Source organism: Micromonospora sp. CA-259024, from assembly GCF_050936255.1.
Lineage (GTDB): Bacteria > Actinomycetota > Actinomycetes > Mycobacteriales > Micromonosporaceae > Micromonospora.
This window is the reverse complement of sequence record NZ_JBNJND010000001.1, coordinates 1,480,313-1,505,230: the sequence shown is the minus strand read 5'-3', so window position 1 is coordinate 1,505,230 and position 24,918 is coordinate 1,480,313. Positions and strand designations below refer to the sequence as shown.

Here is a 24,918-nt window from a genome sequence, read left to right as displayed (position 1 = left end):
TCCTTCCACGTTCTCGACGAGGGCAGCCGGAACCCTCCCCCGGCGCGGTCGCGCGCCGGGGGCAGTGCTGCCGTTCGGATGGGCCGCCGCTCAGGCGGTGGCGTCGGCCAGAGCCGCCGCGCGTAGGTCCTCTTCGGAGAGCCCGCGCCGCCAGTAGCCGGCGAAGGTCACCCGCCGACGGTCGAAGCCGCGCTCGCCGACCAGGTGCCGGCGCAACGCCCGCACCACGCCGGATTCGCCGGCGATCCAGGCGTACGGGGTGCCGGCGGGCAGCCGGGCCGCACGGAACGCGCTGACCAGCAGGTCGCTGCCGGCTGGGGTGCTGCCGCGCACGATCCACCTGATCTCGGCGTCGGCGTCGGTGGGCAGCTCGGTGATGTCGGCGGCGTCGGGCACCTCGATCCAGGCGCGGACCCGGGTGCCGGCGGGAAGCCAGGCCAGGATGCCCGCGGTGGCCGGCAGCGCGGTCTCGTCGGCGGCCAGGATCACGAGATCCGTGCCGTCCGGCGGGCGGAAGCAGACGCTGCGGTTGTCGTGCACGCCGGGGCCGAGCAGCAGCACCCGGTCGCCGGGCCCGGCGAGGGCGGCCCAGCGGGTGGCGGGGCCGGTGTCGCCGTGGCTGACGAAGTCGATGTCGACCTCGGTGTCGGCCGGGCGGTGTTCCCGGATGGTGTACGAGCGCATCACCGCACGGACGTCCGGCGGAAGTGCCCGCCAGGCGCCGAACCAGTCCTCGCCCTGCTCGACCGGGACCACCGGGGCCACCTGCCCCGGGTGCGGCAGGAACAGCGAGACGCTCTGGTCCCGACCACCGCCGGCGAAGTCGACCAGCTCCGCACCGCCGAAGGTGACCCGGATCAGCGAGGCGCCGACCCGGCGGGCCTGTACGACGTGCGCGGCGAAGAAGCGGTACTGCAGGGCGATCGGTTCGACGGTGGTCGTCGTCATGGCGTCAGCTCACCTTCTTCGCGTTCCGGATGGCGGTGGCGAGGTTCTCCAGCAGCGGCGCGGAGCCGGCGTACGAGAAGCGGGGCACCGCGTCCCACGGGGTCACCTGGTTGGCCTTGACCGCCGGCAGTTGCTGCCAGGTCGGCTTGGCGGCGAGGTCCTTGGGCTGAAGCGCGGTGCTGCGGTTGTCCAGCAGGAGCAGGTCGGCCGGGAACTTGCCGGTGTTCTCCCAGCTCAGCGCCTCGAAGTAGTCGCCGGCTTCGAGCTTGGTGGGGACCACGATGTCGACGCCCAACTCCGCGAAGTACATCAGGTCGGTGCTGACCTTCGGGTTCGAGACGTAGAACAGGTCGGGGCTGCCGGAGCAGGCCATCACCTTGATCCCGGGGTTGGCCTTGACCGCCTGCCGGACCGCCTCGGCGGCGGCGTCGAAGCGGGCCTTCGCGTCGGTGACCTTCTTCGCGGACAGATCCGCGCCGAGCGACTCGGCCAGCGCGGCGTACCGCTCGATGGGCTTGGTCATCGGCACCCGGGCAGTGGTGATCGCCACACTGGGCGCGAGCGGAAGAATCTTGTCCTTGCTCTCGTCCGGCACGTACCAGAGCGCGTCCGGGTCGTACATGTGGGTGACCAGCAGCTCGGGGCGCAGCGCCGCGTACTTCTCCAGGCTGAACTCGCCCCACACGTTGCCGAGGATCTCGACGGACTCGATGTTCAGGTCGCCGGCCTGCGGGTCGGCCGTGCCGTCCGTGCGCTTGGTCTCGCCGAACACGCCAACGATCTGCTTGTCGAGGCCGAAATCGACCAGCGCCGCCGCCACCCCGGTGAAGGCCACCACCCGGGCGGGACGGGCCGTCGCGTCGACCTTCTTGTTGCGGTCGTCGGTGAACGTCCAGGGGCCGCTTCCGTTGCTGGTGGCGGGCTTTGCGGCGTCGTCCTTGCCGCAGCCGGCGAGCAGGGTGGCCAGCGTCGCGGCGCCGCCGGCGGCCAGGAGGCCACGGCGGGAGAGGCGACGGGCGGACAGGGCATCGGGCATGGTGTCGTCTTTCGATCAAGGGTTGGCCGGGGTCGACCGGGGCAGCGGGGTTAGGTTAGCCTAACCTCGGTCATTGTCAACAGCGGTACGCCGTGTCGCCACACCTCCGGAGCCCACACTGGACGCCACACCCACCGTCACCAGACCGGCACCACCAGTGCCGGACACGGGCCCGGCAGCACTCCCGGTTCGACGCGGTCGTCAGGCGGCCCGCGCCATCGGCCTGGTCGCCGCCGTGGCACTGCTCGGCGTGATCGTGGTGCTCAGCATCGCGGTCGGGGCGAAGGCCATGCCGCTCACCGACGTCTGGTCCGGGTTGCTGCACCGCGACGCCACCGAGTACGTCGTGGTGCACCGGATGCGCCTGCCGCGCACCCTGCTCGGGCTGCTCGCCGGCGCCGCGCTCGGCGTGGCCGGCGCGGTCATGCAGGCCCTCACCCGCAACCCCCTCGCTGACCCCGGGCTGCTCGGCATCAACGCCGGAGCATCCGCGGCCGTCGCCACCGCAGCCGCGTTCCTGGGCGTCACCGCCGTCGGCGGGTACGTCTGGTTCGCGCTGCTCGGCGCGGCGGTGGTGACCGCGCTCGTCTACGCCGTGGGCGGCGGGCGTGGCGCCACCCCGGCCCGCCTCGCGCTGGCCGGCGCGGCGCTCAACGCCACCCTCTACTCGTATGTCAGCGCCGTGATGCTGCTGGACACGGCCTCGCTGGAGCGGCTGCGGTTCTGGACGGTCGGCTCACTGGCCAGCGCGGACTCCGCGACCGTGCGCCGGGTGCTGCCGTTCATCCTGGTCGGCCTGGTGGTCGCGCTCGGCGCCGCCCGCCCCCTGAACGCGCTCGCGCTCGGCGACGACGCGGCACGGGCACTGGGTGCGCGGCCCGCGCTGATCCGCGCCGCCGTGATCGTCGCGGTCACCCTGCTCTGTGGCGCGGCGACCGCCGCGTGCGGCCCGATCGTCTTCGTCGGGCTGCTGGTGCCGCACCTGGTTCGCACCCTGACCGGCCCCGACCTGCGCTGGCTGCTGCCGTACTGCGCGGTGCTCGCGCCCGTGCTGCTGCTCGGCGCCGACGTGCTCGGCCGGGTGCTGGGGCGGCCCGGTGAACTCCAGGTCGGCATGGTGACCGCCGTGTTGGGTGGCCCGCTCTTCCTGTGGCTCGTCACCCGGTCCCGGGTGGCCCACCCGTGAGCGAGCGAAACAGCAGGCTCAGCAGCGTGGCGCGTCGCGTCCTCGCGGAGCGAAGCGGAGCGTTGGTGTGAGCGTCATTCGTACTCCGGGCGGGCTGTCGCTGCGGTTCCGCCCCCGCGCGCTGGCCGTCGGCGCCGGCGCCGCGTTGCTCGCGGCCGGGCTCGGCCTGGTCGCGCTGGGCAGTGGTGACTACCCGATGGGACCGGCCGACGTGTTGCGCACGCTGACCGGCGGCGGCACCGCGGCGGAGCAGTTCATCGTGACCGAGCTGCGACTGCCCCGGCTGGTCACCGCCCTGCTGGTCGGGGCGGCGCTGGCGCTGGCCGGCACGGTGTTCCAGTCGCTGGTGCGCAACCCGCTGGGCAGCCCGGACATGCTCGGCTTCACCCAGGGCGCGTCGACCGGCGCGCTGGTGGTGGTCGTCCTCGGCGGCGGCAGCCTGGCGCTGGCCGGCGCGGCGGTCGTCGGTGGGCTCGGCACCGGCCTGGTGATCTACGCGCTCGCCTGGAGGCGCGGAGTGCACGGCTTCCGGCTCATCCTGGTCGGTATCGGCGTCGCCGCGATCCTGACCGGCGTCAACGGCTATCTCCTGACCCGGGCGCCACTGATGGACGCCGCCCGCGCGGTGCTCTGGCTCACCGGCAGCCTGGACGGGCGGGGGTGGGCGAACGCCGGGCCGTTGCTCGCCGTCCTGGTCGTGCTGGCGCCGCTGCTGCTCATCGGCTGTGCTCCGGCGCTGCGGATGATGGAGTTGGGCGATGACGCGGCCAGCGCTCTCGGCGTGCCGGTGCGCCGGCTGCGCCTGGTGCTGCTCGCCGCGGCGGTGCTGCTGGTCTCGTTCGCGGCGGCCGCCGCCGGGCCGGTGTCCTTCGTGGCGCTCGTCGCACCACACGTGGCGAAACGGCTGACCCGGGCGCCCGGCCCGAACCTGCTGCCCTCGATGGCAGTCGGCGCGGTGCTGCTGGTCGGCGGCGACCTGCTGGCCCAGCGCGCGTTTTCCGGGCACCAGCTTCCGGTCGGCGTGGTGACCGGAGTCATCGGCGGCGGCTACCTGGTCTGGCTGCTGGCCGTCGAACGCCGGGCGGGTCGGCTGTGAACACCCGCGACGCCCTCGAAGGAGCACCCATGCACCCCGGCAGTTCCCGGCTCGGCGGCACCGCGCTGACCCTCGCCTACGACCGACGCACCATCGCCGAGGACCTGACCGTGGCGGTGCCCGACAGATCGTTCACCGTGATCATCGGCCCGAACGCCTGCGGCAAGTCGACCCTGCTGCGCGCGCTGTCGCGGATGCTGCGCCCGAGCACCGGCGCGGTGCTGCTGGACGGGCAGGACATTCACGATCTGCCAGCCCGGAAGGTGGCCCGCACGCTCGGCCTGCTGCCGCAGTCGTCGATCGCGCCCGACGGGATCAGCGTCGCCGAGTTGGTAGCTCGGGGCCGTTACCCCCACCAGGGGCTGCTGCGACAGTGGTCGCGTGAGGATGAGCGGGTGGTCGAGGAGTCGATGGCCGCGACCGGTGTCGACGACCTCGCCGACCGGCCGGTGGACGAACTCTCCGGCGGCCAGCGGCAGCGGGTCTGGATCGCCATGGCGCTGGCCCAGCAGACCCCGCTCCTGCTGCTCGACGAGCCGACCACGTACCTCGACATCGCCCACCAGATCGAAATCCTGGATCTCTGCGCCCGCCTGCACGAGGAGCAGGGGCGCACACTGGTCGCGGTGCTGCACGACCTGAACCACGCGGCCCGCTACGCCACCCACCTCATCGCCATGCGCGACGGACGCGTGGTGGCGGCCGGGGAGCCGCGCTCGGTGGTCACCGCCGACCTGGTGGCGGAGGTGTTCGGGCTGCCCTGCCGGGTCATCGACGACCCGGAGACCGGCACCCCGCTGGTCGTCCCCGCCGCCCGCCGCCGCGCGGTCGAGCCCGCGTGAGCAGCCGCCGTTTCCGCGACCCGTGGGGCGTACCGCACCTGCGCGCCGACGACCCGCTCGCACTGGCGGCGGCGCAGGGCCGGGTGACCGCGTACGACCGGGCCTGGCAGATCGAGGTGGAACGGCATCGCGCCCAGGGCACCAGCGCCGCATTCCTCGGCGCCGACGCGCTGGGCTGGGATCGGTTCGCCCGGCAGGTCCGGCTCGACGACACCGCACGCCGCTGCCACGCCGCACTGGACCCGGCGACCGCCGAGTGGGTGGGCGCGTACGTGGCCGGCGTCAACGCGGGTCTCGCCGCCGGGGCGGCCCGCGCGGCGGAGTTCGCCGCCACCGGGCTGAACCCGGGCCGGTGGGAGCCGTGGACGCCGCTCGCGGTCTGGTTGGGCCATCACATCCTGTTCGCCGGGTTCCCCGGCAAGCTCTGGCGTGAGCATGTGACGCGGCAGCTCGGTGCCGACGCGGTCGATTTGTTCGCCACCGACGGGCCGTCCGTCGCGGGCAGCAACGGGTGGCTGCTCGCCGCCGAGCGCACCGGCACCGGAGCCGCGCTGCTCGCCGGTGACCCGCACCGGTTCATCGAGGATCCGGGCGTCTACCAGCAGATCCGGCTGGCCTGCCCGGAGTACGACGTGGTCGGGCTCGCGGTGCCGGGCGTACCGGGCATCGCGCACTTCGGCCACACCGGCGCGGTGGCCTGGGCGATCACCAACGCGATGGCCGACTATCAGGACCTGTACGCCGAGCGGCTGCGCCGCGACGGCCATCGGGTGCGGGCGTTCGGCCCGGACGGCTGGCGGCCGGTGCACCGCCACGTCGAGACGATCGAGGTGGCCGGGGCGGACCCGGTCGAGGTGGAGGTGCTGGAGACCGACCGAGGTCCGGTGATCGCCGGTGGGCCGGACGACGAGGCGGCCATCAGCCTGCGCTACCCGCCACGGGTCCGTGGCGAGCTCGGCTTCGCGACACTGCCGGAGCTGCTGCGCGCCGGCTCCGTGGCGGATGTGGACCACGCGTTGCGGCACTGGGTGGAGCCGGTCAACGTGGTGCAGGCGGCGGACACCGCCGGTGGGCTGCTGCACCGGGTCGCCGGGGCGGTGCCGGTGCGGCATCCGGACAACGGCCGGCGGGTGGTCCCCGCCTGGGATGTCGCGCACGCCTGGCAGGGCTGGTACGCGCCGATGCCCCGGGCCGAGGTGGCCGGCCGGGCGGTGATGGCCAACGAGCGGGGGCTGGCGACGCCACTCGGGGTCGAGTTCGCCCCGCCGCACCGGGCACGCCGCATCGCCGAGTTGCTCGATTCCGGCGACGCCTGGTCGGCCGACGAGATGGCCGTGGTGCACACCGACACGTACCTGGGCTCGGCCGGGCCGCTGCTGGCGGTGCTGGCCGAGTCGACCGGGCTCGGCCCGGCCGCCGCCGCGCTGCGCGAACGGCTGCTGCGCTGGGACCGTCGGATGGCCGCCGACAGCACCGACGCGGCCGACTTCGCCACCCTGCGGGCGGCTGTCGTACGCCGGGTCGCCGCGCACCCGGCGCTGGCCGCGCTGGCCGAGCCGCCCGCGTACCCGGAGGTGTTCGCGCCCTGGCTGGCGCTGACGCCGCGCGTCGGCTTCGCGCTGGAGCACCTGCTCGGCGGGGCTCCGCTGCCCGGCGTGGACATGGCCGCGCTGGTGCGCGCGGCGACCGAAGAGGTCGCCGACGTGGCGGGTGGGCAGGTGCGCTGGGGGGACCTGCACCGGTTGGCGCCGTGGCGGGCGCTGCCCGACCCGGACGACGGGCCCGGGCCTCGACTCGACGGTGACCACGACTGTGTGCTGTCGACGTCGAGCGTGCCCGGGGTCACCCACCGGTGCTTCCGGGGGCCGGCCGCGCGGTTCGTCTGGGACCTGGCCCGGCGCGAGGACAGCCGCTGGGTCGTCCCCCTGGGTGCCTGCGGGGTGCCCGGCGACCCGCACCACGACGACCAGAGCACTGCCTGGCTGGCGGGGACGCTGCTGCCGGTGACCACCGACTGGGACCAGCTTACCGAGGAGCGAGATGAGCGCTGACGCGACGACGTTCGACCAGCACCACTACCGGCGGGACGTCACCGGGTTCGGGGTGGTCACCATCCGCGCCGTCCGGCCGGACGAGGACGTCGACCTGCTGCACGGGTGGGTCACACAGGACCGGGCCCGCTTCTGGGGGATGCGGGAGGCGAGCCGCGAGCGGGTGCACGAGATCTACGCGTACCTGGACTCGCTGGACACCCACCACGCGTACCTGGTGCACCGCGACGGCGTGCCGGCGGCGCTGGCCCAGACCTACCAGCCCGAGGCCGACCCGGTCGGCGAGTGCTACGACGTGCGCCCCGGCGACATCGGCGTCCACCTGCTCATCGGGCCACCGGTGGCGGTCGAGCCCGGCTACACCGGCGCGTTGTTCGGCGCGATCCTCGACTTCGTCCTCGCCGATCCGAGCCGACTGCGAGTCGTAATGGAGCCCGACGCCCGCAACGAACGGGCCATCAACCGGTTCCTGCGCACCGGGTTCCGGCCCGGGCCGCTGATCGACCTGCCGGAGAAGCGCGCCCGCCTTCTCTTCCTCGACCGACCGGCGACCACCGGCTGACGCCGGGAACGCGACGGCCGCCGGCCGGGATGCGCAAGGCACCCCGACCGGCGGCCCGCCAGTGGCGTCAGCGCAGGCCGAACGCCCGGGTGATGCTCTGGCTCACGGTGTTGCCGGCGGCGTCCCGCGCGGTGGTACGCAGGCTCACGAAGCCGGCCTTCGCCGGTGCGGCCAGCGAGGTACGCCAACCGTCGCCGTGCCGGGTCAGTCGCTGCTTCGTCCAGGTCGTACCGTCGTCGTAGGACACCTCGACGGTCACCGCGCCGACCGTGCCGGTGACATCCGGCAGGTGCGAGGCGACCACGGTCAGTGGTGCCCGCCGCGACGCCTTGCCGTCGGAGTCGATGGCCACCTGGTAGTCCAACTGGATCATCGGCAGCACCGCCGCCGACTCCTCCCCCGTGGCCGCCGAGCTGAAGCCCCACTCGGTGCGGGTCTGCCGGGAGTACGGGTTGGTCCAGGCCGCCCGGTCGTTCTCCACCACCAGCCGGTACGGCAGTCGCTGCTCAGCCAGGCCGGACACCTGGAGGTACTCGGCGTTGCCCCAGTCCAGCTCCTTGTCACCCTGGTAGAGGGTGGTCCGGTTGACCATGTCGAAGTTGGCGTACGCCTCACCGATGTGGCCACCCCCGTCGCCCCAGCCCGGCGCGGGCAGGTAGAGGGTGTCCAGGTACCGGACGGGCACGTAGTTCCCACCCATCCGGGGTCGCTGGATCGGCCCGAACCAGGTGACGCTGCTCGGCTTGGCGGCCGGGTAGGTGGTCACCCCCATCAGGTGCTGACCGGTCTCGCCGACGATGAGCGCGTCGTCGATCCACCGCTCGTCGGCGGTGACCCAGTCGGTCCGCCGACCCTGCGCCGGGGCGGGCTCCAGGTTGCTCGACGCCAGGCCCTTCCAGATGTCGGTGCGGAACTCCAGCGCCTTGCCCTGCCGGTAGTTGCGGAACTCCACGTCGACCCGGGCCAGCTCCCGCTTCGTCGGACGGTAGGTGGGGTCGGCCGGCACCGTGCCGGTCCAGTGGTGAGCCACGTCGTACAGGTAGGTGGTCTCCGGGTGCGACTCGACGGTCAGCCGCACCGAGCCGCGCTCCAGTGCGGCGATGAGCTGCCCACCCTCGTCGGCGGTGAGCGTGGCCACGGTCACCGGGGCCGGGCTCTCCGGGCTCCACGGCACCTCGTCCCAGGGCTGGAGGCGACCGACGCCGTCGTTGACCACCAGCAGCAGTTTTGCCCCGGCCGCCGCGGCGGCCTTCGCCTGGGTGACGATGTCCACGGTGTCGCTGCGCCGTACCACCACCGCCCGGTCGCGGACCGGACGCTTCGCCAGCCCGGCCGCCGACGCGTCGGCGACGTAGACCGCGTCCAGCTGACGACGACCGGCCGGCAGCGCCGGGGTCGCCCGCTTCACCAGCAGATCGTCGTACGAGCGACCGTCGGCCGAGACGGTCAGCGCCGGCTCCTCCAGCCGCCATCGGGCACCGAACTCGAACTCGCCGTCGGTGACCGCACGACTCGTCGGCAACGCCCACATGCTGTCGTACGAGTCGTCCGGCAGCACCTGACTCTCGGTGAGGCTGGTCTTCGTGGACCGGTGGATGTCCATCCGCAGCGCGGTGGCGGTGGCCTCCTGCGGCACCCTGGCCTGCACCTGCCGGGCGGCGCGCGCGTCCAGGGTGACGGTGCGGTCCCGGTCCAGGTTGACGTCGGTGAAGCTGAGCATCGCCATGCCCTTGGAGTGCGGCCCGTTGGCACCGCGCACATCGGCGGAGATCCAACCGGTCCAACTCGCCACCGGCAGCCGCAGCGTGGCGGTGCCGCTCTCGGGCAGGTCCACGGCGGTGAACAGGCCATCGGTGGTGAGGATGACCTTGCCGACAAGCGGCTTGCCGTCCCGATCCTTGGCCACCAGCGTCAGGTTCTGCCGCTGGCCCTCCTTGCCCGCGCCGATCAGGGTGCGCCCACGGACCGTACCGGCGTCGTCAGTAGCAATGATCATGCCGCTGACCTGCTTCTCGACCGGCAGCTTGTCGAACGCCGCGGTCACCGTCACCGTGGCGGTGCCGTTGGCGGGCACGCTGACCGTGTCGGCGGAGAGCGCGAAGAGGCCGGCCGGAGCGGTGGCCGCGTCGAGGGTCAGCTTCAGGCTGACCGGCGCGCTGCCGACGTTGGTGTAGGTGACCGTCCGGTCGACGATCGAACCCGGCTGCGACGGCCAGGCCTGGAAGCCGGAGTAGGCGCTCGGCGTGGCGAAGACGGTGGCGCGGGCGGCGGCGACCGCGTCCACCCGGCCGGCACCCGCCTGGTACGGGGTGTACTCGGGGGTCGCCTTGACCGTGCTGACCAGCGCCTCCTTGATCCGCTGACCGGTCCAGTCCGGGTGCGCGGCGGCGACCAGTGCGGCCGTGCCGGCCACGTGCGGGGTGGCCATCGACGTGCCACTCATCAGGGTGTAGTCCCCGGATCCGCCGCGTACGAGGTGCGAGCGGGCGGCGAGGATGTCCACGCCGGGTGCGGTGATCTCGGGCTTGAGCCCACCGTCACCGGCGCGCGGGCCCTGGCTGGAGAAGTCGGCGAGGTGGTCGGTGGAGTCGACGGCGCCCACGGTGAGGGCGGAGTCGGCGGCACCCGGGCTGCCGATGGTGGCTGGGCCGCTGTTGCCGGCGGCGATCACGAAGAGCGTGCCGGTCTCGGCACTGAGCCGCTCGACCGCCTGGCTCATCGGATCACTGCCGTCGGTGGACTCACCGCCCAGGCTCATGCTGACGATCCGGGCCTTCTGGTCGCGGGCCGCCCACTCCATGCCGGCGATGATCCATGAGTTCTGCCCGCTGCCCTCGCTGTTGAGCACCTTGCCGATGTGCAGCCGGGCTCCAGGGGCGACGCCCCGCTCGACACCGCCGGACGCGGCGCCGGTGCCGGCGATCGTCGAGGCGACGTGGGTGCCGTGTCCCTTGTAGTCGAGGATGTCGGGCTCATCGGGCACGAAGCTGCTGGACTCGGCGATCTGACCGGCGAGGTCCGGGTGCTCGGCGTCCGCACCCGAGTCCAGCACGGCGACGTCGACACCGGCAGCCGTGTTGCCCTCGGCCCAGAGCGTCGGTGCGCCGATCTGCGCGGTGGACTCGGCCAGGTCGGCGTGCACCCGGCCGTCCAGCCAGACCTTCGCGATGCCGTTGGCCAGCGCCGGGGCGTCGCCCGTACGGCGGGCCGAACCGGCGGTGAGGGCGGTCCAGAATCGGCTGGCGGCGGCCCGCTCACGGGTCAGCGCCGCGCCCTGCACGCTGTCCAACGGCCGGACCAGCTCGGCGCCGTCCACGGCGGGACGGGTGCGGTTGCGGGCCGCGGCGTCGGTCATGGTGACGATCAGCGGCAGCGTGTCGGTGTGCGCGTCGTCGTAGCCGTCGGCGATGAGCTCGGTGACGTTGAACAGTTGCCGGTCCAGCACCCCGCTGGTCACGTAGGACAGCGCCGCTTCCGGGTAGACGTAGGTGTCGCCGTCGAGCACGGTGCGGTGGAAGCTCGGCGTGCTGCCGTCCGGCCGGCGCACGGTCGACACGGTGCTGCCGTCCGCCGCCGTGGTGACCGTGACCGTGTCACCGGTGATCAGGGTGACGGTGGACGCGCGTCCGGCGGCGGCCGGGGGTTGGCCGGCGGGGCGGTCGGGGGTGTTCGGCGGGGCGGCGGACGCCCCCGCGGCGGGTGGGGTGAACCCGGCCGCCAGGGTGAGGGCGGCGCCGAGGGCGATCAGCCCGGATCGGCGGCGCCGGTGAGACAGAGCCAAGATGACCTCTTTGTGTCGAGAAGTGGTACGCAGCACAGCATCAGTGCAACGACCACCCCTCGTCCCCTGCCTCACCCCGACGCGTTTACGCCATGGCGCAAACCCGCCACCGCCGGCTCATGTCGTGGGGGCGCCGAGGGTGACCAGCTCAGCGAGTCGGTCCAGCTGGTTCGGGTCGGACAGGGCCGACCCGACGGCCACCACCCGTACGCCTGCTTGCAGGAACGCGGCGGCGTTACCGGCGTCCAGGCCACCGGTCGCGACGAAACGCAGCTGCGGCAGCGGACCGGCCACGGCCTTGAACCAGGCCGGCCCGAGAGCGATCGCGGGGAACGCCTTGAGCCAGGTGAGGCCGTGCCGCAGTGCCTGCTGGGCCTCGGTGGGGGTGGCCACGCCGGGCAGGTGCGGCAGGCCACGCGCGGCGGCGGCGTCGGCGACCGCGAGGTCCAGGCCGGGCGCGACGGTGAACGCGGCACCCGCGTCGGCCGCCGCCACCACCTGTTCGACGTCGAGCACCGTGCCCGCACCGACGATCCGGCCACGCGCGGCGCCCGCCTCGACGGCGGCGCGCAGCGCCGGCACCGCGTCGGCGGTGGCCACCGGGACCTCCACCACGTCGATGCCGAGGTCCCAGGCGCGCTCGGCGAGCCGAACGGTCTCGGCGACCGGCAGGCCGCGCAGGATCGCCATCACCCGGGCGCCGCCGAAGATGTGGTCGAAGTCCGCTGTGGTCATGGTGCACTCCATCCGAGGTCGCGGTGAATCTGTGTGCTGATGGCCCGGTCGAGACCCGACGACGGGACTCAGGCTTCCGCCCGCGCGCCGGTCAGGTCGAGCGGGGACCAGGCGTCGTCGGGGGCGGCGAGCAGCCTCTCGAACCAGGCCCACGGCGGGACCGGGGCGTTGTCGCCGCTGCTGCCCAACGCCTGCGCCGCGACCAGGTGACCGAGCCGCAACCGCCGCACGGGGTCGAGGCCGCGCAGCAGCCCGGCCAGGTAGCCGGCCGCGAAGGCGTCTCCGGCGCCGACCGCCTCCACCACCGTCACCCGCGGGGCCGGGACGAAGACCGGCTCCGCGTCGCGGCACAGTGCGGTGGCACCCACGGCGCCGTCCTTGACCACCACCGTCTCCGGCCCGGGCAGCAGCCGGCGTACGGCCATCGGGTCGGCGGTGCCCCACAGAACGTCCGCCTCGTCCTGACCGACGAAGACCAGGTCGCAGCGGTCGGCGAGGTCGCGCAGCACCGGCGCGGCCTGCTCGGCGGGCCACAGCCGGGCCCGGTGGTTGACGTCGAAGCTGACCAGCGCGCCCGCCAGCGGCCGGTCGACCACCGCGTGCTCGACCAGCGCCCGGCAGGAGGCGGAGAGCACCGGCGTGATCCCGGACAGGTGCAGCACACGGGCGCCGGCCAGCCCCGGGTCCGCCAGCGTGGCGGGGTCCATCCGGGAGGCCGCCGACCCGGCCCGGTAGTAGTGCACGGCGGTCCCCTCCGGGCCCGGGTCCTTGACGTACAGGCCGGTGGGGGCGACCGGGTCCACGCTCACCTGCTCCACGCGGACGCCGGCGGCCGCGACGTGCCGGACGACAGCCCGGCCGAAGGGGTCGTCGCCGACCCGGCTCACCCAGGCCACCCGGTGCCCCAGTCGGGCCAGGTAGCCGGCCACGTTGGACTCCGCGCCGCCGACCGAGACGGCGACCCGTTCGGCGTGCTCCAGCGGCTCGCCCGGCGCCGGGCAGAGCACCACCATCGTCTCCCCCACCGCCGCCACCTCGACCGGCGGGGAGCCGGACGCGAGGGGCGCTCGGTCATGTCGAGGGTCCGTCGGCATGGGGCACACGTCCTCGCGGCGGGGGTCCGGGGCGCCGCCGAGCCTAGGTGCCTCGCGCGAGACGAGCAAGCCGGTGCGCTCGGTGCCCTGACGGTCAGGGCACCGTCAGCCCGTACGCGGCCAGCACCTCTCCGATCGGCTGGTAGTAGGTGGTGCCGCCGGAGGTGCAGTTGCCGCTGCCACCGGAGAGGATGCCGATGATGGTGCCGGTGGACGCGACGTAGAGCGGCCCGCCGCTGTCCCCGGGCTCGGCGCAGATGTTGGTGCGGATCAGGCCGTAGACCACGCCGGTGGCGTAGTTGACGGTCTGGTTGAGAGCGGTGACGGTGCCGCAGCGCACGCCGGTGGTGACGCCGCTGCGACACACCGCCTGACCGACGTACGCGTTGCCGGGGCCGTAGATGGGCAGCAGCCCGGGGTAGGTGTAGACCGCGCTGGGATGGGCGATCTGGCCGGTGTAGCGGATCAGTCCGTAGTCGTTGGTGGGAAAGCTGGTGGCGGTGCGGGTGCCGAGCACGGTGGTCTGGGCGCTGTCGGCGTACCAGGTGCTGGCGGCGGTGGTGCAGTGCCCGGCGGTGATCACGTAGTAGGTGCTGCCGCTGCGCACGTTCGCACCGAGTGAGCAGCGACCGCCGCCGCCGTAGATGCCCTGCCCGCCGGCGATCAGGGTGCGCAGCGTTCCGGGTTCGCGACGCAGGAGCGCGCCGGCCCGGTTGGCCACCGCCCGCAGTGCCGTCATCTCGGCGGGGGCCACGGTGTCGTCGACGGTGAGGGTCATCCGGCCGGTGGCCGGGTCGAGACCCCAGGCGGTGCCCGCTGTGCGTACGCCGGCCAGGACGGCCGCCGGGTCGGTGGCGGGCGGGGCAGCCCGGTCGGGGGCGGCGGCCCGCGCCGCGCCGGGCGCGACGAGCAGGAGGACGGTCAGGACGAGGGCGACGAGCGGGGAGCGGCGCATCCGAGCCTCCGCAGAGATCGAATCCAATGGATATTCCTAAGCATCCCCGGCACCCGATGCCGTGGCAACCTCCGGCCGCCCTCCTCCCGGTCGGCCGGAATCGCCAATCCGGGGACGGCTCCCGCCGACGCCGCCGATAATCCTCGGGAGACACCGCGGGAGGCCGGGCATGACCACCGGAGGGAATGCGGCGCTGGTACGCCGGATGGAGGGGTCGACCCGGGCCACGCTGCTGGAGTTGCTCTTCGACGTGGTCTTCGTGGCCGCCCTCGCGCTGACATCGACACTGTTGACCGAAGAGCACTCCTGGTCCGGCGACGCCAAGGTGCTGCTGATGCTGACAGCCATCTGGTGGACCTGGTCGCTCACCGCGACCACGACCGAGTTCTACGACCCGCAGCGGCGCCCGATTCAGGCCATCCTGATGATCGCCATGGTCGGTTCGGTGGGGATGGCGGTGGCGCTGCCAATGGTCACCATCTCGCACCTGCTGCTCTTCGTGATCTCGTACGTCGGCACGCACCTGATTCGCTGCATCATCCTGGTCGCCGCCCTGCACCGGCAGGGGCACCAGACGGCCAGGGAGCGGGCCACCCGGTTCCTCTTCTGGTTCACGGTGTCCGGCGTCTTCTGGGTCACCGGCGCGCTGTCAGACTCTCCGAACTGGGGGCTCTGGACCATCGCCCTCACGATCGACCTGGTCGCCTCGGCGGCCCGCTACCCCACGCCCCGGCTGGGCCAGGTGCCCATCGCCCAGTACACACGGATCACCGGGCACCTGGGCGAGAGGTACCAGCAGTTCGTCATCCTGGCCCTCGGCGACATCATCCTGTTACCGACCCTGCAGGTCAGCCGGAGCGGGCTCGACTCTTTCCGGGTCGCCGCCCTGCTCTGCGGGTTCGCCACCATGCTGCTGCTCTGGCAGATCTACGCCTTCCGCGCCGGCGAGTTGGTGCAGGCTGCCGGGTCCAACAGGGGCCGGCCGGCGCGGCTGGCTCCGTACACCCATCTGGTGCTGCTGGCCGCTGTGGTCGCCACGGCGGCCTCGTTCGAGCTGGTCGTCGAACATCCGACCGGAACGACGCCGGTGCGGTGGCTCGTGCTGATCATCGGCGGCCCGGCGCTGTTCGTGCTCGGCCGCGTCCTGTTCGCCCTGCTGGTGTCCTGGGCCGTGCCGTGGCGGCGAGTGGCCTGGCAGCTCATGCCACTGCTGGTGCTGCCGTGGGCCGGCGGCTGGCCACCACTGCTGGTCACCGCCGTCGTGGCGCTCGGGCTGGCCGGTCACGTCCTGGTCCCCCCCGGCACCGAACGGGAGACCACGCCGGGGCTGGACGTGCGGCGAACCTACTGACCCTCAGGCGAGGTGTCGTCCGGCCCATTCGGCGAGATCCCGGGCGCACGCGTCCACCGACTCCCGCCAGGTCCGGGCCGCACCGTCCCCCGCCTCGTCGCTGACCTGCTTGACCAGCCGGCACGGCACGCCGGCCTGCGCGGCGGCCCACGCCACCGCGTACCCCTCCATGTCGACCAGGTCGGCACGCTGCGCCAACCGGTCCCGCGCCGCGTCATCCGCCACGAACGTGTCGCCGGTGGCCAGCACCGCGCCCTCCCCGGCCAGCGACAGCGGCGCCCCGTAGGTCTCGCCGGTGAGCGTACGCAGCAGGTCGGTGTCCAGGTCGTGCTGAAGCACCGTGGCGACCTCGTGGATGCCGGCCCAGCCGGGGCGCAACGCGCCGGCCGTACCCAGGTTGAGCAGCAGGGCGGGGCGCGGTCCGGCGGCCAGCACCGCGCCCACCGCGCTGGCGGCGTTCACCTTGCCCATGCCGGTGAGCAGGACCGGCAGCTCAGGCGGCAGGTAGCGGGCCTCCGCCCCGACGGCGAGCACCACCAGCGGACGATCGGATCGGACCGTGCCCCGAAGATTCACCGCAGCATCGTACGAGCCGGCTCCTCGGCCAGCGACCGCACCCAGCCCCTATTCAGCTCGGAGGCATCCCTGTCAGTCGTCGGCGAAGCGGTACAACACGAAGTCCCTGTCGGCGCCGCACGCGATCACGTGGGTGTTCCATGAGCAGGACGCGCTGCGGACGTCCTGAAGCTCGCCCAACTCGTCGACCTCACCGGACTCGGCCCACACGCCGGCCAGCACGCGGTTGTCCGCGACCGTGCTGGGTGCCTTGGCGAACACCAACAGGTTGCCCTCGTCCAACCGGACCGCCACACCGCCGCGGTCCCGCAGCACCGGCTTGCCCGCGGCGTCGAAGAGGGTGACCGTCGGTTCCGGGTGCTCCCGCTGGGCGAGCACCTGCTCACCCAGCGGGACCAGGCTGGTCACCCCCGGCGCCGCCCAGTGGCTCGCGGCCTCGCCCTCGGTCGCGGCCACCAGCTCCGTACGCTCGACCTGACTGTTCGGCACCTGCAACAGGCATGCCCGTCGCTCACCGCAGGCCACCAGTTCCTTCGGGCGGTACTCGTCGTTGTCGGACCGGTAGAGAACCACCGGCTCCGCGTCGGAACCCAGGTCGTACGCCAGCAACTGGTACCCGCCCTCGTTGGCGGCCACGTACAGCCGGTCCTCGTGTGCGACCACCAGGTCGTCGAGGTCGGCGACGCTGCCCCACTTGCGCAGCACCGTGCCGGACGCCATGTCGAGCAGCCGCACCGACCGGTCCGCGCCCACCTGGACGAGTCGCCGCCCCTTGGTCGCCCACGGGTTGCGCGGTGTGCCGTCGAGGAAAGCCGGTCCACCCGCCGCCTCATCGCCGCCCACCGGCCGGACCAGGGTACGGGTGCCGGCGTACTGGTCGCGGGGGTTGGGCTCGGCCCACCTCTCCTCGCCGTCGCTCAGGCGCAGGCCGACCAGCCGGGATCCCGCCCGGTCCACCAGCACCGCCGTGTCGGCGGCGAAGTAGACGTCGTCGTCGCCGCGAATGTCGTGCCGCCAGCGCTGAGCGCCCGAGCGACCGTCGAGGACGACCAGTGGACGGAGGGTGCTGTCGCCCGGGGCGTCGGCGCGAACCGCGACCGCCCCGGGGACGGCGACAAGGCCCTCCCAGTCGTCGGCTCGCACGTCGGTCGGCTCGCGCCACAGCTCGTCGCCGGTTCCGGCGTCGACGGCCACCACCTCCAGCCGGTCGTCGGGCAGCGGGTACCCGAGGTAGGCCCGGTCGCCGAGCACGGCTGTCCACATGCTCGCCGGTCGCTCGGCTCCGGCGGACAGCCGGACCGGCTCACGCAACGATGTGAACTCCAGATCGGGGTAGCGGTCCCGGGTGAGGTAGAGCGTCGCCGCGGTGCCCACCCCGACCAGGGCCAGCACCGTGCCGAGCACCAGCCAACGGGCCCGTCGCCAGCGCGGCGCGGCCCAGCCCGACCCGGACGGGCTCACAGGGGTCGGCGCGGGTGGTGCGGGCGGGGCGGCCTGGGGCGCCGCGTACGCCGGGGCGGGCGTCGGCCGGCGCAGCGGGAGGTCGGTCAGCGCGCCCTCGGCCACCGGCAACTCGGGCTGGTCCAGCACGGTCGGCGCGATACCCAACTCGGCGTGCAGCATCCGGGCCACCAGCGGGATCCGCGACGAGCCGCCGACGAGGAACAGCCCGGCGAGCTGGTCGGGGCTGAGCCCGGCGGCGGCGATCACCTCCCGGGCCCGGTCCACCGCGCGGCGCAGCAACGGCGTGGCCACCCGCTCGACGTCCGCCCGGGTCAGCTGGACCGTCTCGGCCACCCCGGGCACCGCGACCGGCGCCACGGTGGACCGGGACAGCGTCTCCTTCGCACCCCGTACCTCGTCCCAGAGCCGGACCTGGTCGCGGCGCTGCGCCGCATCCGCCGGTCGGATCAGTCGGGCCCACTGCGCGGCGTGCCGCTCACCGACCAACTCGCCGACCCGCTGCACCAACGCGGCGTCGAGATCCAGGCCGCCCAGGTCGGGCAGGCCGCCGTCGGCGACCACGCTGAACCCGGAGTCACCCCACGGGTCCGCGCCCTCGTTGCGCAGCACCGCGACGTCGAGTGTCCCGCCACCGAAGTCGAACACCGCGATCGCGCCGCCGACCGACACCGGCCGGTGCAGCACCTGCGTGTAGTAGCGGGCGGCGGCGACCGGCTCCCGCAACAGCCGGGTGCCCGGCGGCGTCGGCCCGGCGAGGGTGTGCTCGGCCGCCTGCGGCCAGCCCGCCCGCAGCAGCGCGTCGGCGAGGACCTGCCGCCGCGTCGCATCCCAGGCCGCCGGGCACGTCAGCACGGCTGGGGGCAGGAAGCCGACGGTGCCGACCGCGGCCCGCGCGACCGCCGCGAGCACCGCGGCGAGAAGGTCGGCCGGCGGGTACGAGCGGTCACCGAGCAGCACGGTCGGCTCGTCCACCCGGCGCTTCGGGTTGGCCTCGAGCCGGGCCGGGTCCGACTGGGCCAAGCGTCGGGCGTCCCAACCGGTGTGCAGGGTGCCGTTGGGGTCGGCGTACACGGCGGACGGACTGACCGGCTGACCGTCCATCAGCAGCGGGCGGGTCCGCCCGTCGGGCCAGCGCAGCACCGCCACCGTGTTGGATGTACCGAGGTCGACGCCGAGGGCGAAACCCTCGTGCTGGCCTGCCATCTACCCGATACCTCCGCCGCGACGAGGGAAACTCAGCCCCGCATCGTACGCAGACCCCGCTGCCCCGTTGATCACTCGGTCAGGGACGGTCCGTGACTCCACGCCGTCAGCCGCTCGGCGTGGTGGCGCCGGCGATCAGCTCCACCCGTCGGTTCTCGGCGCGGTTGGCCGCGTTGGTGTCGGGGACCTTGAGGCGCGTCTCCCCGTACCCCTTGGCGCTCAACCGGTCAGCCGCGACGCCGTGCGCGGTCAGGAAGTCACGCACCGCCTCGGCCCGGGCGCGGCTGAGGACGAGGTTCGACTCGGCCGGACCGGTGGCGTCGGTGTGGCCCTCGACGCGCAGCCGGGTGCTCGGATTGGCCTTGAGGAGTTGACTCACCGTGACGAGGCTCGCCTCGGAGGTGGTGGTGAGCGCGTCGCCGCCGGAGGCGAAGGTGAGCTGCGGGAGGTCGCGCAGTTGCTGCTGCACGTCCGGAACCTCGATCTGGTCGACGACCGGTGCGCCGGTGGCCCGGGCCGCCGTCAGCACCGTGTTCCTGTGCGCCTCGGAGGAGACCGTGCCGCTCACGGTCAACGTGCCGCCGTCGAACGTCACCGTCGTGGCGGCGGTGTCGTGGCCGAGTGCGCGCAGCACCTCCGCCAAGCCAGCCAGTGCGGTGTCGGTCACGGAGGCGTCGACCATGAGGCGGTCCTCGACGCTCTCGGCACCGAGGGTGGCTGCCGCCGCGCCGACCAGCGCGGCTCGGGTGCTGTCGCTGGGCACCGTGCCACTGACCGATACCGTGCCGTGGCCCTTGACCACCAGCACGGACGGCGGTACGGGCACCCGCTTTTCCGACACGGCGGTCAGCTCGGCCTCGGCGACCCGTACGCCTTCCAGCGGCCGGACGATGTCGAGGGCCTGTTCGGCTTGGGCGGACGAGCCCACGGTCAGCCGTCCGTCACGTCCGGTGAAGGTGACCCGCACGTCGGAGAGGCCGGCCGAGTGCAGCGCCTGCGTCGAGCGCTGGGTCAGGTCGGCCTCCATCCGGTGCCGGTTCGGCAACTGCTGCCCCGTCATCAGGACGCCCAGACCGAGAACGGAGACGATCAGCCCGACCAGGAGTCGGCGCTTGTTGGACTTCTGCTGCGACGTCAGGCTCTTGGTCATCAGGCCCGCCCGGTGTCGCGGCCGGCCACGAGCAGCTCGGTGAGTTCGGCGAAGCCCTCTTCGTCGCCGTCGGCGAGCAACTGCGCCTGACGACCCCAGGTGACCAGGCTGGGGGCGAAGGTCAGACCGGCCCTCTCGATGGCCGCGCGCCGGGTGGTGTCGTCGGCCTCGGCGAGCTGACGGAAGGTGTGGATACCCGCGGCGCGCAGCGCGCTCGCCATCTTCGGGCCAATGCCTTCGATGCGCTCCAGCTCGTCGTACGGGGGTTCTGCGGTCTCGGCACTGTGGCCGTCGGTGACCCGTTGGCTGCCGGGCTCATCCGACAACCGGTACGGCCGGCGCGGTTCGGCGTGCGGGATCGGCGTCGTCGCGGCGCTCATTTCCGCCCCTTCGGCGGCCGGAGGCGCGGACGTCTCACCAGACGAGGGTGGCAAGGTTTTCCGGTTGCCCCAGACGAGCCAACCCACGAGCAATCCCAGAAGGAAAGCCGCCAGGACAATGAGAAGCGACTGGTTGATAAACCAGACCACGTGGAGCCTCCAAGGTGGGCCTCAGGAAAGGGAGAAGCGAATCGCAACCCGCGCGAATGCATGATCATCCTAAGTGGACAGACCCGCACCAGAAAGCGGCAAACATCGCGATAAGATCACAATTGAAGGCGCGACGAAACACCAATGCGAGCGAGCAACCCATTGTGTTTTCGCAGTTACTTTGACGTTTCCTGAAATCAACCGCAACGGGCCCCGCGACCGTTTACTCAATCAGTTCTGCGCGGAGTGCCGGCCACTGATGCCGAACGCGCTCCGCGGAGGCCGCTCCGGGAAGTTGAGCGTGATGACTCTGCGGCATATTTATGCCGCAGAGTCATCACACTGAATCCGGGTACGACCCCGGCGGGCAGGATCGCGACGCGGCACGCCGCTGCCGGGCGTCCTCTGACACCCCGGGCAGCGCTACCGATCGGCGCTGCCGGTCGTGCTGCCCATGGTGCTCATCCCGGTCGCGCTCCGGACAGGAGGCCGTCGAGCAGCCGTCGCAGGCCGAACTGGAACCAGGTGTCGAGGTCCGTGTCGGGTCGGGTCTGGCCGGCCGCCGCCAGCCAGGGTCGTCTGCGGGTACGGCCGGTCCGCTCCAGCCGGCTGCGGGTTGCCGACCACCAGCTGTGGTAGGTGGTGTCAGCCGGATCGCTCCGGATGAGCAGGGCCATGCCCTGGATGTAGCCGCTGAGCACCAGGTGGGCGCGGAATGCCTCGGCTGGGTCGTACCCGGCGCTGGTGAACGCTGCCACCACACGGTCGACCATGGCGAGTACGGCCGGTCCGGTCGGTGGCCGGTCGGTGGCGAGGACGGCCAGCAACCAAGGGTGGCGGCGGTACATCGTCCACTCGTCCCAGGCCAGCCGTTCGAGCTGTTGGCGCGAATCGGGTGGCAGTGGTGCGTTGCCGGGCACGCGGGCGGCGGTGATGCGCTCGGCCATCGCGCCGAGGAGTTCCGCCCGGTTGCGTACGTGCCTGTACACGGCGTGGACGGGCATGACGGCGCGTTGGCTGAGCACCCGCATGGATACGGCGTCGAGGCCCCCGGAGTCCGCGAGCTCGACCGCGAGGCCGACCAGCCGGTCGCGGGGATCGCCGCCGGTGGGCACGGGCAGGTGCGGGACGCGACGCGGTGTCGTCGCGGGGCCGTGGTCGCGGCGCCTGCGGTACGCGCGAGCCTGGCAGCGTCGAGAGCAGTAGCGGCGTGGGCGTCCCCGGCCGGAGCTGGCGGGCAGTTCGGCCTCGCACTCGACACACCGGCCGGTGAGCACAGGCACCTCCGTTTTCGTCACGGCACACCGTGTGACGAAACTACTGCACACCGTCTGCCGGCGACGACAGGATCGAGGTCATGAATCCGCCCAGTCGTAGAGATCTGCTCCGCGCCGGCGCAGCCGCGTCTGCCGCCGTTCTCTGTCCGTCCCCGGTCTCCGCCTCTCCACCACCGGCGGGCTGTGCGCCCCCGCTCGGCCCGGTCCGGGTGCTGCCGGACGATCCCCGGTACGCGGACCTTGTCCGCCGCGGCAACCGAAGGTTCGTGGGCACACCGGACGAGGTGCGCGTGGTCGGCTCGACCGACCAGGTCGTCTCGGCCGTGCAGGACGCGGTCCGCACCGGCCGGCGGGTCGCGGTACGCAGTGGCGGACACTGCTTCGAGGGCTTCGTGGACGACCCGGCGGTCCGGATGGTGATCGACATGTCCGGCCTGACCGATGTCTATCACGACCCGCGACGGTACGGCTTCGCAGTCGAGGCGGGTGCCACGCTCGGCGAGGCCTACCGCCGGCTCTTCCTCGGCTGGGGGGTGACCATCCCGGGTGGATCGTGCCCGGGCGTGGGCGTCGGTGGCCACATCGCGGGTGGCGGCTACGGTCGCCTCTCCCGCCTGCACGGGCTTGTCGTCGACCACCTGCACGCGGTCGAGGTGGTCGTTGTCGATCGCAGCGGCACCGCCCGGGCGGTGGTCGCCACGCGGGAACCAACGGATCCGCACCGAGACCTGTGGTGGGCACACACCGGTGCCGGCGGAGGCAACTTCGGCGTCGTGACGCGCTACTGGTTCCGCTCACTGCCCACGCCACCCGCGCGGCTGCTCGACTTCAGGGTCACCTGGCCCTGGGCCGGTATGGACGAACAGGGATTCCACCGACTCGCCGGCAACTTCGGCCGCTGGTGCGCCCGCCACCGCGCACCCGACTCCCGGGGAAGGCACCTGTACGGGGAGCTGATCCTGTCCCGTCCTCAGGCCGGCGGTCACACCCTCGCCGGTCAGGTCCCGCACGGTAGCGGACACCTGCTCGACGAGCTTGTGTCGGCGCTAAGCGAAGGCGTCGGCGTCACCCCGACGGTCTCATCGGAGACGCTCCCCTGGCTGACGGCGACACTCGGCGGTGACAGCGACGACGGCAAGGGTTGGCGGCTGAAGGTCAAGTCGGCGTTCCACCGCGCGCCCCTGACCGACCGGCAACTGCGCGTCGCCTACCGCCATCTCACCGGCGCTGACAACGGCCCGCTCACCGGCTCGCTGAGCCTGAACACCTACGGCGGAGCCATCAACGCCGTACCGCCGGCCGCCACTGCCGCCGCGCACCGCAACGCGTCGATGCTGCTGTTCTACCTCGCGGGCTGGACCGACCCGGCCGCCGACCCCCGCTGCCTGGCCTGGATCCGCGAGTTCTACCGCGACATGTATGCCGACACCGACCACGTACCCCCGGACGGGGCCTACGTCAACTACCCCGACATCGACCTCGGCACCGAGACCCGGCCCTGGCACGACCTCTACTACGGCCCGAACTACCGACGGCTACAGGAGATCAAGGCCCGATGGGACCCCCGAAACGTCTTTCGGCACGACCTGTCGGTACGACCACCCGGCCGCTGACCCGCGCCGCACCGTCGCCCGGCTGTCGAGGTCGGCGTCAGGTTTCGCAAAAGCGGTCGGAGAGGGCGTAGCGGAGCAGGACCACGTCGCCGATCTGCCGGGCCTCGGCCAGGCGGGCGCGGCGCCCCGGGTGCCAGGGAAAACGGCCCTCGCCGACGAACCGGGGCGCCCGGCCGTCACCGACGAAGAACGGTGCCACCACCAGGTGCAACTCGTCGGCGAGGCCGGCGGTGAGGAACTGGGCGTGCACCGTCCCACCGCCCTCCACCATCAGCCGTCGTACGCCCCGCGCGGCCAGGTCGGCCAGTAGCCGGCCGAGGTCGATCGGCTCGCCCGCGTCGACGACGGTCGCCAACCGGCCGAGCCGTTCCTCGGTCTTCTCCAGCACTCCGGTGGCGCAGTAGACGAGCCGGGCCGGATCACCGGAGGTGAAGAACCGGGCGGTCGGGTCGAGGTCACCCCGCGCGGTCAGCGTGACCTTGGTGGGCGAGGCGGGCCGACCACACGCCGCCCGCTCGGCCCGACGGCTCGGGGAGCGCACCAGCAGCCGGGGATCGTCACGGCGGACCGTGCCGGCGCCGACCAGGATCGCGTCGCAGCTGGCCCGGACCGCGTCGACCCGGTCCAGGTCGTCCTCGTTGGACAGCAGCAACCGCTGCTCGGAGGCGTCGTCGATGTACCCGTCGATCGAGGTGGCGCAACTGAGCAGCACGTACGGCCGCGTCGGCGCCGGCCAGCGGCTCACCGGGCGGCGTGCCGGTCGGGGGTACGGCCCGCGAGCGCCTCCGCCGCCTCGATCTCCGCCGCCTTGGCCGCCTTGGCCGCCAGGTAGTCGGCGTTGGCCGGAGAGAGGAAGACGCTGGTGGGCACCCGTTCGGCGACGTCCACGCCCAGCCGGGTCAACTGCTCGGCCTTGTCCGGGTTGCTGCTCAACAGTCGGATCCGCGGCACGCCCAGCGTGGCCAGCATCTGCGCGGCGACGGTGTAGTCCCGCTCGTCCTCACCCCGGCCCAGCGCGACGTTGGCCTGGTAGGTGTCCAGCCCGGCGTCCTGGAGCGCGTACGCGTCGAGCTTGGCGTACAGGCCGATGCCGCGGCCCTCCTGCCGAAGGTAGAGCAGGAAACCACCGGTCTCGGCGATCCGCTGCACCCCCTCGCGCAACTGCGGCCCGCAGTCGCAGCGTTGGCTGCCGAACACGTCACCGGTCAGGCACTCGCTGTGCGGGCGAACCAGTGGGGGTTCGCCCCCGGCGGCGAGCCGGTCCAGTGCGCCCGCCCAGTCGCCGAGGCCGAGGGCGAGATGCTCCCGACCGTCCACCAGGCCCTTGAACGAGAACACCCGGACCGTCGTGGCGTAACCGTCGGGAAACGCCATCGGCACCGTGACCTGCGTACGGATCGTGGCGATCGGCAATGCTTCGGGCATGGGACTCCTCTGTCCGGCGCCACCGTCGCGCGGCGGCGCGTAC

Annotated in this window: 20 protein-coding genes; 7 read left to right on the top strand and 13 right to left on the bottom strand. The window is 73.0% G+C overall.

The window, feature by feature from the left end; genetic code table 11:
• Nucleotides 1-90 precede the first annotated feature (90 nt).
• Nucleotides 91-948 carry a siderophore-interacting protein gene (locus tag ACQEUX_RS06170; RefSeq protein WP_433042491.1) on the bottom strand — a complete coding sequence of 286 codons (858 nt, stop codon included), beginning with the start codon at nucleotides 946-948 and terminating at the stop codon, nucleotides 91-93.
• Nucleotides 949-952: 4 nt separating this feature from the next.
• The gene (locus ACQEUX_RS06165; RefSeq protein ID WP_433042489.1) at nucleotides 953-1,984 is read right to left on the bottom strand and encodes an ABC transporter substrate-binding protein; all 1,032 of its coding nucleotides are present in this window, start codon (nucleotides 1,982-1,984) and stop codon (nucleotides 953-955) included.
• Between the two features lie 235 nt (nucleotides 1,985-2,219).
• On the opposite strand from ACQEUX_RS06165, the gene ACQEUX_RS06160 reads away from it, so the two are divergent.
• From ACQEUX_RS06160 to ACQEUX_RS06140, 5 genes are all read left to right on the top strand, one after another.
• On the top strand, nucleotides 2,220-3,170 hold the full coding sequence (locus tag ACQEUX_RS06160; protein ID WP_433049620.1) for a FecCD family ABC transporter permease: 951 nt from the start codon (nucleotides 2,220-2,222) through the stop codon (nucleotides 3,168-3,170).
• A gap of 67 nt (nucleotides 3,171-3,237) precedes the next feature.
• Nucleotides 3,238-4,266 (top strand): FecCD family ABC transporter permease, encoded by a 1,029-nt coding sequence (locus ACQEUX_RS06155; RefSeq protein WP_433042486.1) that lies wholly within the window; start codon nucleotides 3,238-3,240, stop codon nucleotides 4,264-4,266.
• Between the two features lie 29 nt (nucleotides 4,267-4,295).
• A complete protein-coding gene (locus tag ACQEUX_RS06150) occupies nucleotides 4,296-5,108 on the top strand; it encodes an ABC transporter ATP-binding protein (RefSeq protein ID WP_433042483.1) in 813 nt (270 codons plus the stop codon).
• Nucleotides 5,105-7,159: a penicillin acylase family protein gene (locus ACQEUX_RS06145; protein WP_433042480.1), complete on the top strand. Its 2,055-nt coding sequence runs from the start codon at nucleotides 5,105-5,107 to the stop codon at nucleotides 7,157-7,159. The genes ACQEUX_RS06150 and ACQEUX_RS06145 overlap by 4 nt, the downstream gene beginning before the upstream one ends.
• Nucleotides 7,149-7,721, top strand: a complete 573-nt coding sequence (locus tag ACQEUX_RS06140) for a GNAT family N-acetyltransferase (RefSeq protein WP_433042477.1) — start codon at nucleotides 7,149-7,151, stop codon at nucleotides 7,719-7,721. Before ACQEUX_RS06145 ends, ACQEUX_RS06140 begins: the two co-directional genes overlap by 11 nt.
• Nucleotides 7,722-7,788: 67 nt before the next feature.
• Here ACQEUX_RS06140 and ACQEUX_RS06135 read toward each other — a convergent pair whose 3' ends face one another.
• From ACQEUX_RS06135 to ACQEUX_RS06120, 4 genes are all read right to left on the bottom strand, one after another.
• Entirely contained in the window at nucleotides 7,789-11,502 is a 3,714-nt protein-coding gene (locus ACQEUX_RS06135; protein WP_433042474.1) for a S8 family serine peptidase, read from the bottom strand.
• A gap of 117 nt (nucleotides 11,503-11,619) precedes the next feature.
• Complete coding sequence (locus ACQEUX_RS06130) at nucleotides 11,620-12,237, bottom strand: bifunctional 4-hydroxy-2-oxoglutarate aldolase/2-dehydro-3-deoxy-phosphogluconate aldolase (protein ID WP_433042471.1); 618 nt, start codon at nucleotides 12,235-12,237, stop codon at nucleotides 11,620-11,622.
• Nucleotides 12,238-12,305: 68 nt separating this feature from the next.
• A complete protein-coding gene (locus tag ACQEUX_RS06125; protein ID WP_433042468.1) occupies nucleotides 12,306-13,262 on the bottom strand; it encodes a sugar kinase in 957 nt (318 codons plus the stop codon).
• A 163-nt stretch (nucleotides 13,263-13,425) separates the two neighbouring features.
• Entirely contained in the window at nucleotides 13,426-14,286 is an 861-nt protein-coding gene (locus tag ACQEUX_RS06120) for a S1 family peptidase (protein WP_433042465.1), read from the bottom strand.
• A 169-nt stretch (nucleotides 14,287-14,455) separates the two neighbouring features.
• On the opposite strand from ACQEUX_RS06120, the gene ACQEUX_RS06115 reads away from it, so the two are divergent.
• A complete protein-coding gene (locus ACQEUX_RS06115) occupies nucleotides 14,456-15,637 on the top strand; it encodes a low temperature requirement protein A (protein ID WP_433042462.1) in 1,182 nt (393 codons plus the stop codon).
• Between the two features lie 3 nt (nucleotides 15,638-15,640).
• Here ACQEUX_RS06115 and ACQEUX_RS06110 read toward each other — a convergent pair whose 3' ends face one another.
• The 5 genes from ACQEUX_RS06110 to ACQEUX_RS06090 form a co-directional block, all read right to left on the bottom strand.
• On the bottom strand, nucleotides 15,641-16,213 hold the full coding sequence (locus tag ACQEUX_RS06110; protein WP_433042459.1) for a nucleosidase: 573 nt from the start codon (nucleotides 16,211-16,213) through the stop codon (nucleotides 15,641-15,643).
• A gap of 72 nt (nucleotides 16,214-16,285) precedes the next feature.
• Entirely contained in the window at nucleotides 16,286-18,880 is a 2,595-nt protein-coding gene (locus ACQEUX_RS06105; RefSeq protein WP_433042456.1) for an Hsp70 family protein, read from the bottom strand.
• A 106-nt stretch (nucleotides 18,881-18,986) separates the two neighbouring features.
• Entirely contained in the window at nucleotides 18,987-20,030 is a 1,044-nt protein-coding gene (locus tag ACQEUX_RS06100; RefSeq protein ID WP_433042453.1) for an OmpA family protein, read from the bottom strand.
• Entirely contained in the window at nucleotides 20,030-20,560 is a 531-nt protein-coding gene (locus ACQEUX_RS06095) for a helix-hairpin-helix domain-containing protein (protein ID WP_433042450.1), read from the bottom strand. The genes ACQEUX_RS06100 and ACQEUX_RS06095 overlap by 1 nt, the downstream gene beginning before the upstream one ends.
• A gap of 461 nt (nucleotides 20,561-21,021) precedes the next feature.
• Nucleotides 21,022-21,858 carry a TetR/AcrR family transcriptional regulator C-terminal domain-containing protein gene (locus ACQEUX_RS06090; protein WP_433042447.1) on the bottom strand — a complete coding sequence of 279 codons (837 nt, stop codon included), beginning with the start codon at nucleotides 21,856-21,858 and terminating at the stop codon, nucleotides 21,022-21,024.
• 59 nt (nucleotides 21,859-21,917) lie between these two features.
• Here ACQEUX_RS06090 and ACQEUX_RS06085 point away from each other — a divergent pair, with 59 nt between their 5' ends.
• Entirely contained in the window at nucleotides 21,918-23,450 is a 1,533-nt protein-coding gene (locus tag ACQEUX_RS06085) for an FAD-binding oxidoreductase (RefSeq protein WP_433042444.1), read from the top strand.
• 37 nt (nucleotides 23,451-23,487) lie between these two features.
• Here the strand turns inward: ACQEUX_RS06085 and ACQEUX_RS06080 are convergent, their stop codons facing one another.
• Together ACQEUX_RS06080 and ACQEUX_RS06075 are read right to left on the bottom strand one after the other, a co-directional pair.
• Nucleotides 23,488-24,195, bottom strand: a complete 708-nt coding sequence (locus tag ACQEUX_RS06080) for a RibD family protein (protein WP_433042441.1) — start codon at nucleotides 24,193-24,195, stop codon at nucleotides 23,488-23,490.
• The gene (locus ACQEUX_RS06075; RefSeq protein ID WP_433042438.1) at nucleotides 24,192-24,875 is read right to left on the bottom strand and encodes a GTP cyclohydrolase II; all 684 of its coding nucleotides are present in this window, start codon (nucleotides 24,873-24,875) and stop codon (nucleotides 24,192-24,194) included. Before ACQEUX_RS06075 ends, ACQEUX_RS06080 begins: the two co-directional genes overlap by 4 nt.
• Nucleotides 24,876-24,918 lie beyond the last annotated feature (43 nt).

What these genes read in the sequence shown, in the direction of transcription:
- ACQEUX_RS06075 (WP_433042438.1), bottom strand. Translation starts at nt 24,875, where the DNA reads ATGCCCGAAGCATTGCCGATCGCCACGATCCGTACGCAGGTCACGGTG.
- ACQEUX_RS06150 (WP_433042483.1), top strand. Translation starts at nt 4,296, where the DNA reads ATGCACCCCGGCAGTTCCCGGCTCGGCGGCACCGCGCTGACCCTCGCC.
- ACQEUX_RS06085 (WP_433042444.1), top strand. Translation starts at nt 21,918, where the DNA reads ATGAATCCGCCCAGTCGTAGAGATCTGCTCCGCGCCGGCGCAGCCGCG.
- ACQEUX_RS06140 (WP_433042477.1), top strand. Translation starts at nt 7,149, where the DNA reads ATGAGCGCTGACGCGACGACGTTCGACCAGCACCACTACCGGCGGGAC.
- ACQEUX_RS06170 (WP_433042491.1), bottom strand. Translation starts at nt 948, where the DNA reads ATGACGACGACCACCGTCGAACCGATCGCCCTGCAGTACCGCTTCTTC.
- ACQEUX_RS06105 (WP_433042456.1), bottom strand. Translation starts at nt 18,880, where the DNA reads ATGGCAGGCCAGCACGAGGGTTTCGCCCTCGGCGTCGACCTCGGTACA.
- ACQEUX_RS06130 (WP_433042471.1), bottom strand. Translation starts at nt 12,237, where the DNA reads ATGACCACAGCGGACTTCGACCACATCTTCGGCGGCGCCCGGGTGATG.
- ACQEUX_RS06100 (WP_433042453.1), bottom strand. Translation starts at nt 20,030, where the DNA reads ATGACCAAGAGCCTGACGTCGCAGCAGAAGTCCAACAAGCGCCGACTC.
- ACQEUX_RS06165 (WP_433042489.1), bottom strand. Translation starts at nt 1,984, where the DNA reads ATGCCCGATGCCCTGTCCGCCCGTCGCCTCTCCCGCCGTGGCCTCCTG.
- ACQEUX_RS06115 (WP_433042462.1), top strand. Translation starts at nt 14,456, where the DNA reads ATGACCACCGGAGGGAATGCGGCGCTGGTACGCCGGATGGAGGGGTCG.
- ACQEUX_RS06120 (WP_433042465.1), bottom strand. Translation starts at nt 14,286, where the DNA reads ATGCGCCGCTCCCCGCTCGTCGCCCTCGTCCTGACCGTCCTCCTGCTC.